Here is a 6973-nt window from a genome sequence, read left to right as displayed (position 1 = left end):
GCTCCGGATCGGCAATGACGATCGCCGGCAGAAGCTTCGGATGGAAGATGACCTTCTTGGTATGGGTCTCCTCATTGGTGATGACCCCGGCGCGGCCGACCTCGGAGCCGGTGCCTGCCGTGGTCGGCACGGCGATGATCGGCGCGATCGCATCCGAATTGGCCCTGGTCCACCAGTCGCCGATATCCTCGAAATCCCACACCGGACGCGTCTGTCCGGACTGGAAGGCGATCAGCTTGCCGAGATCGAGCGCCGAGCCGCCGCCGAAGGCGATGACGCCGTCATGCTTGCCCTTCTTGAACACGGCGATGCCGGCGGTGAGGTTGGACTCGACCGGGTTCGGCTTCACCTCCGAAAACACGCCATAGGGGACCTTGGCGTCGTCGAGGATCTTCAGCGTCGAGGCGACGACCGGCAGTTTCGCCAGGCCCGGATCGGTGACGAAGAGCGGACGCTTGATGCCGGCGGCCGCCAGCGCATCCGGCAGTTCCTTGATGCGGCCGGCGCCGAAACGGACGGTGGTGGGGTAGTTCCATTTGGAGATGAGCTTGGACATTTTTTGTCTTTCGAAGGGTCAGATCGCTTCACGCAGGTGATAGGATTTCGGGCGGGTCAGATTGTCGTAGCCGATGGCCGAGAGCGCCGCGCCCTTGCCGGTGTCCTTGACGCCGGTCCAGACCAGCGCCGGGTCGAGATAGTCGCAACGGTTCATGAACACCGTGCCGGTCTCGACGCGGTCGCCGATGGCGATGGCGCGCTCGGTGTCGCGCGTCCAGATCGAGGCCGTCAGCCCATAAGGGCTGTCGTTCATCAGCGCGATCGCCTCCTCGTCGTTGCGCACCTTCATGATGCCGACGATCGGCCCGAAGCTTTCCTCTCGCATGACGCTCATCTGGTGGTCGACCTCGGTCAGCACTTCTGGCGCCAGATAGGGCGAGCCCGGTTTGTCGTTCTCGACCTTCATATTGATATGCGCTGTCGCGCCCTTGCGCAGCGCCTCGGCCTTCTGCTCGCGGATCAGATCGGCAAAGCGCGCCTGCGCCATCGGGCCCATGGTGGTCGCCTGCTCCAGCGGATTGCCGACGACATAGTTCTTCGTCTCGGCGATGAAGCCCTCGACGAATTCGTCATAGACCTTCTCATGCACATAGACGCGCTCGATGCCGCAGCAACACTGACCGGAATTGTAGAAAGCGCCGTCGACCAGGTTGGCCACCGTATGATCCATCTTGGCGTCGGGCAGCACATAGGCAGGATCCTTGCCGCCAAGCTCGAGCCCGAGCGTCATGAAGGTTCCCGCCGCCGCCTTCTCGATGGCGCGGCCGCCGCCGACCGAGCCGGTGAAGTTGACATGATCGATCTTGCCCGAGCCGAGCAGCTTCTCGGTCTGGGCATGGTTCATGACGAGGTTCTGGAACAGGCCCTTGGGCAGGCCGGCCTTGTCGAAAGCCTGCTGGAAACGTTCGCCGACGAGCAGTGTCTGCGCCGCGTGCTTGAGGATGACGGCGCTTCCGGCCATCAGCGCCGGCACGATGGTGTTGACCGCGGTGAGATAGGGATAGTTCCACGGCGCGATCACCAGCACGACCCCGAGCGGCACTTTCTTCACATAGCGGCGGAAGCCGTCCTTCGGATTGGAGGCCATGACCGGCTTCAGCGCGGCTTCAGCGATCTCGACCATGTAGCTGGTACGTTCCTTGACGCCGCCGAACTCGCCGCCATAGCGCACCGGCCGACCCATCTGCCAGGCGATCTCGGGCACGATCTCGTCGCTCATGGCGACCAGCGCTTCCAGCATCGCCAGCATATACTTGCCGCGCTCGACGACCGGCGTCTCGGCCCACTTCTCCTGCGCCGCTCTGGCGCGCTCGACCGCGGCGTTGATCGCCTGGTCGCTCGCGACCGGCCGCTCGGCATAGATCGAGCCGTCGATGGGGGATTTCAGTTTTACGGTTTCCAAGAGGTTCTCCAAATCAACAAGGTATTGTTTTGACGAAACCGGCCGCGCCATAGGCGAGGATGGCGCGATCGCGGGTGATGATTTCCAGGTTCCTCGAACGGGCCGTCGCTATGATGATCCGGTCCGCCGGATCGTTGTGAACGGCGCCAGGCAGGAACGAGGACTCCACCAGAAGCTCGCTATCGATCCCCTCCACGCTCGTTGCGCCCGCTTTCACGAACCCTTCGAACCAGGCGAGCGGCGACTTGATGAACGGAAGCCGGCCCTTGGAGACGAGCATTCCTATCTCCCAAGCCGACATGACGGAAACGGCGATCACGCCACCGTTTTTCCGCGCACTGGTCACCTTATCGATCGCCGTCCTCGCAACCGGCTGTTCCGTCGACAGCCACAACATGAAGCAGGTATCCAGCAACACGCCTTCAGTCGTCATATACTTTGCCCCAGTCCGGGTCCGCAGGGGCGGTGTAGTCGACATCCGGAAGAAGCGTGAGCGTCCCGGCCATGCATCCAAACAGCGGATCGGCGCCCCGAGGCGGCACGATATAGTCTTCGTTCTTGTCGCTCATGTCCGGAGCGTTGTTGAAACCCACCCTATCCTCCATAAAGCCCTGACCGCGCCCCGAACCCCCTTCTCTGGTTTGCCCTCCAGCAGACTTGCGACGGGCTTGAGCACTTCCTTGCGGAGAGCGCCGAAAAACCAGATTTTCGCCAGCTATGTTGACCGACTCCGTCTGGAACCCGGCGGCCAGCCACTCCTTTGTCATCGGATTGTTGCTGGGATTGTTGCTCCACCAAGCAGGATACTGCTTGGACGCCGGCAGCTTTTCGCCCAGCAGCTTCTCGATATCGCTGAACGACATCGGTACCCGCTCACCGGCTTGAGCCATGAGATACGAACGCAAAGGTGAATACTTTCCCATTTCACGCTCCTGAACTTAACTAGCCCAAAATTACAGCTTTAGTTAGGTTCAGTCAAACGTCGATTACAGCTTTAATACCGCTCGAAGCCCCGATGCAGTTCCCAATCCGTAATGCGGCGGTCGTATTCGAACTGCTCCCAGCGGGCGGTGTGCACATAATGCTCGATCACCTCCTCGCCGAAGGCCTGCTTCAGCATCTTCGACTTGGCCAGCGTCTCGGTGGCGTCGCGCAAGGTCTTCGGGATCTCCGGCAGCCGCGAAGCCTGATAGGCGTCGCCGACGAAGGGCTTCTGCAGCTCCAGCTTCTCGTCGATGCCGGCGAGGCCCGACGCGATCAGCGCCGCGAAGGCGAGATAGGGATTGAGGTCGGCGCCGCCGATACGGCATTCCATGCGGATGCCCTTGGTGCCCTCGCCGCAGAGCCGGAAGCCGGCGGTGCGGTTGTCCTCGCTCCACATGATCTTGGTCGGCGCGAAGGTACCGGCCTGGAAGCGCTTGTAGGAATTGATGTAGGGCGCAAGGAACCAGGTGAACTCCTTGGCGTATTTGAGCTGGCCGGCCGCCCATTGCTGGCCGAGGGCGGACAGCGTCCAATCAGCCTTCTTGTCGAAGAACAGCGGCGTCTTGCCGTCGGCGCTCCACAGCGAATTGTGGATGTGGCTGGAATTGCCGGCCAGCCCGTAATTGTATTTGGCCATGAAGGAGATGGCCTTGCCTTCGGAATCGGCGATCTCCTTGGCGCCGTTCTTCAGGATGACGTGGCGATCAGCCATCTCGAGCGCCTCGGCGTAGCGCACATTGATCTCTTCCTGGCCCGGTCCCCACTCGCCCTTCGAATTCTCGATCGGGATGCCGGCAGCCTCCATCTCGTTGCGAAGCCGGCGCATGACGCCTTCTTCCTTAGTGGTGATGCCGATCTGGTAGTCGCCGATATAGGGCGAGGCGCTGTCGAGCCCTTGCCAATGCTTTTTGCGGGCGGACTCGTAGGTTTCGCTGAACAGGTAGAATTCGAGCTCGGAGGCGAAATAGCCGATATAGCCGCGCTCCTGCAGCCGCTTGACCTGCTTCTTCAGGATCGCGCGTGGCGAGTGCGCGAGGTCGTCATGCGTGTGATGGTCGAGCACGTCGCAGATGACCAGCGCCGTCTTCTCCAGCCACGGAATGCGCCGCAGCGTCGACAGGTCCGGTTTCATGACGAAATCGCCATAGCCCTTCGACCAGCTCGCCGCCTTGTAGCCCGGCACCGGCTCCATATCGATGTCGCAGGCCAGGAGATAATTGCAGCCATGCGTCTCGCCATGCGCTGAATCGACGAAATACTGGGCCAGGAAACGCTTTCCCGCGAGCCGGCCCTGCATGTCGACGATGCAGGCCAGCACCGTGTCGATCTCGCCGTTCGAGACCGCTTTCTTCAACTGATCGAACGAGAAATTCCCGGCCATTCCTTTGGCGCTCCAGTGCTTGTCGATTTGAAGGGAGAAACGAGAACCATGGCCGGCGTTACGCCGGCCATGGCCGTGAAGCGAAGGTTCAGTGGCCGGTCTCGCCGACCGCCTGTTCGGCCGCCTTGATCGCCGCCTGACGCGCCGCGATGATGTCGCCCAGCGGCGGGCCCTGGAAGCGGTTACGCTCGAAAGCAAACCAGACGATCGCCGTCAGGACGAAGAAGCCGACGGTGATGTAGAGCGCCCAGTCGTTCGGCGGCTGGATGCCGATGACGAAGATCAGGATCATCGACACGATCGACAGGAAGGCGAACAGCATGAAGATGCCGCGCCCCATGTTCCACGGGCCCATCTTGTCCCATTTCGGCGTTCCCCAGGCCATCATGCCGAGCACGATCGGCACGGTGAAGGAGAGGAACAGGAAGATGACGGTGCAGGACACCACGATCGTATAGGCCGAGGTGCCGGCGACCGAGACCACGGACGAACCCCAAACGAACAGCACCGACAGGATCGAGGCCGTCCAGATCGCCGCCACCGGCGTGCGGTAGGTCGGGCTGACCTTGGCAAGCGCCGCCGAGCCCGGCAGGCCGCCGTCGCGCGAGAAGGCGAAGATCATGCGCGAGGCCGAGGTGACAGTGGCGAGCCCGCACAGGAGCTGCGCCAGGAACACGACAAGGTAGACGAACTCCTTGACACCGGGACTGACGCGCTGGTCGAAAGCCCAGAAGAACACGTTCCAGCCCTGCTTGGCGGCGTCGTCCATGTTCGGGATCATCAGCACGAAGGCGGCCAGGAATAGATAGCCGAACAGCGCCGACCAGATGACCGACATCACCATCGCGCGCGGCACGGAAGACGCCGCCTTGATGGTCTCCTCCGAGGTGTGCGCCGAGGCATCATAGCCGGTGATCGTGTAGATCGGCAGCAGGAGGCCGAGCGCGAACACCCAGGCGTTCGAGACAGACGGCCAGACACCGCCGCCGGCGTCACCCGAGTAGTTGTGGAAGGTGAACAGGCGGCTGAAATCCCAGGTCTCGGCCGAAAGCAGGCAGACCACCGCGATCAGGATCGATCCGAAGAAGATCAGATAGCCGGAGAAATCGGTCAGCTTCGCCGTCAGCTTGATGCCCAGATGGTTGATCAGCGCCTGGGCGCCGGTGATGATGACCAGGAAGATCATCTGGTTGGTCAGCGTGCCCTCGATGCCGAGCGCCGGACCGAAGGCGCCGACGAAGAAGGTCCAGGTGCCGACATTGATGGCGCCGAGCACGGTGATCAGGCCGAGCAGGTTGAGCCAGGCCGTCACCCAGCCGGTGCCGCGGTTGCCGAGGATCGAGCCCCAGTGATAGAGGCCGCCGGCCGTCGGATAGGCCGAGCTGATCTGCGACATGGCGACCGCGAAGGTCAGCGACACGAAGCAGCCGATGAGCCAGCCGATGCCGACGCCGATGCCGCCGGCGCCCGAAGTCGCCTGAGCCAGCGAATTGATGCCGCCGGACAGGATGCAGATGATCGAGAAGGAAACCGCGAAATTCGAAAAGCGGCTGAGGCGCCGCTCCAGTTCCTGGGCATAGCCCATACTGTGGAGGTGTTTTACGTCCTCCGCCTTGTCGGCGTCTGTATAACCCGGTGCTGCCATTTGGAAGTCCCCTTAATTTCTTAGCTGGCCGATTGTACTGACTTTCCCATTGCACTTTGTCGGGAGCCCTTGGCCTCCTCGGGCTCCAGATTCGAAAATATGCCTGTGAGCAAATCCGCCCATTTCCGCTGCCCGGCTTCGCCGGCGATTTCGTCGTTGCGGATTTCGATCATCGCGCAGGCAAGGCCACGCGAACGCGCATGCCGTTCCAGCGTGAAATAGACGCGGTCGGCTGGCGAATAGGGTTCGTTGACGCCGACGGTGACGCCGGCAAGCCGCCGCAGCGCCGCGACCAGGGGCGTTGCCAGGCGGCGGTCGTCATCATGGATGATGCCGATATGCCAGGGCCGGCTCTTGCCCTTGTAGACCGGCGTGAAGGAGTGCACCGACACCAGGCGCGTCTCCTGGCCGTGTGCCAACCGCCGTTCGACGATCTGAGAGATCGTGTCGTGGAACGGGCGCCAAGCTAGGTCGATGCGCGCGGTGCGCTGCTTGTCGGACAGGCCCGAATTTCCGGGAATGGCGGTGGTCTCGCTGACCGGCGGTACGAGGTCCGGCGCGTCGAGCGGCCGGTTGCAGTCGATGACGAGCCGCGACACGCGGGTCTCGATCAACGTCGCGTCGAGCGCCTCGGCCATGCGGCGGGCGACAGGAAGCGCGCCCGGATCCCACGCGATATGACGGGAAAGGTCCGCGGCCGGCAGGCCGAGTGTTCCGAATTCGGCGGGCAGGAAGTTGGAAGCGTGATCGCAGGTGAAGACGAAGGGGCTGGATCCGCCGGGATTGGTCACCCTCACGGTCTCAGACGGGGCAAGGCTAGCGGGCCGAGCTTTCTCCATATCGTCCCCTGCGGAACGCTGTATCTTATGTTACGTATTTTGTCTCATTGCGTCCGTGTGAATGATTTCATACAGTTTGGCCGGCTTTGTCAAACGCGAATTCGGGAAAACGGCGGCGGCGGGTCACCGGGCGGGGGAAAACATGATTTCCAGCATTGCCGAAC

7 protein-coding genes are annotated in these 6973 nt (G+C 62.3%); all 7 read right to left on the bottom strand.

Annotated features, from left to right (window positions below):
- A partial coding sequence (locus EOD07_RS16585; protein ID WP_127236236.1) for an iron-containing alcohol dehydrogenase occupies positions 1 to 556 on the bottom strand: 556 nt, incomplete at its 3' end.
- 18 nt (positions 557 to 574) lie between these two features.
- Positions 575 to 2011, bottom strand: coding sequence for an aldehyde dehydrogenase family protein (locus EOD07_RS16580; protein WP_127236235.1), 1437 nt, complete (start codon positions 2009 to 2011; stop codon positions 575 to 577).
- The gene (locus EOD07_RS16575) at positions 1974 to 2393 is read right to left on the bottom strand and encodes a type II toxin-antitoxin system VapC family toxin (RefSeq protein ID WP_127236234.1); all 420 of its coding nucleotides are present in this window, start codon (positions 2391 to 2393) and stop codon (positions 1974 to 1976) included. The genes EOD07_RS16580 and EOD07_RS16575 overlap by 38 nt, the downstream gene beginning before the upstream one ends.
- Complete coding sequence (locus tag EOD07_RS38130) at positions 2383 to 2883, bottom strand: hypothetical protein (protein WP_206519481.1); 501 nt, start codon at positions 2881 to 2883, stop codon at positions 2383 to 2385. The genes EOD07_RS16575 and EOD07_RS38130 overlap by 11 nt, the downstream gene beginning before the upstream one ends.
- A 71-nt stretch (positions 2884 to 2954) precedes the next feature.
- Positions 2955 to 4325 carry a glutamine synthetase family protein gene (locus EOD07_RS16565; protein ID WP_127236233.1) on the bottom strand — a complete coding sequence of 457 codons (1371 nt, stop codon included), beginning with the start codon at positions 4323 to 4325 and terminating at the stop codon, positions 2955 to 2957.
- An 88-nt stretch (positions 4326 to 4413) separates the two neighbouring features.
- Complete coding sequence (locus EOD07_RS16560) at positions 4414 to 5970, bottom strand: amino acid permease (RefSeq protein ID WP_127236232.1); 1557 nt, start codon at positions 5968 to 5970, stop codon at positions 4414 to 4416.
- 20 nt (positions 5971 to 5990) lie between these two features.
- Entirely contained in the window at positions 5991 to 6809 is an 819-nt protein-coding gene (locus tag EOD07_RS16555) for an N-formylglutamate amidohydrolase (protein ID WP_127236231.1), read from the bottom strand.
- Positions 6810 to 6973 lie beyond the last annotated feature (164 nt).

This window comes from Mesorhizobium sp. M2C.T.Ca.TU.002.02.1.1, from assembly GCF_003997225.1.
The sequence above is the reverse complement of the archived record's forward strand: the minus strand, read 5'-3'. Positions and strand labels throughout refer to the sequence as shown.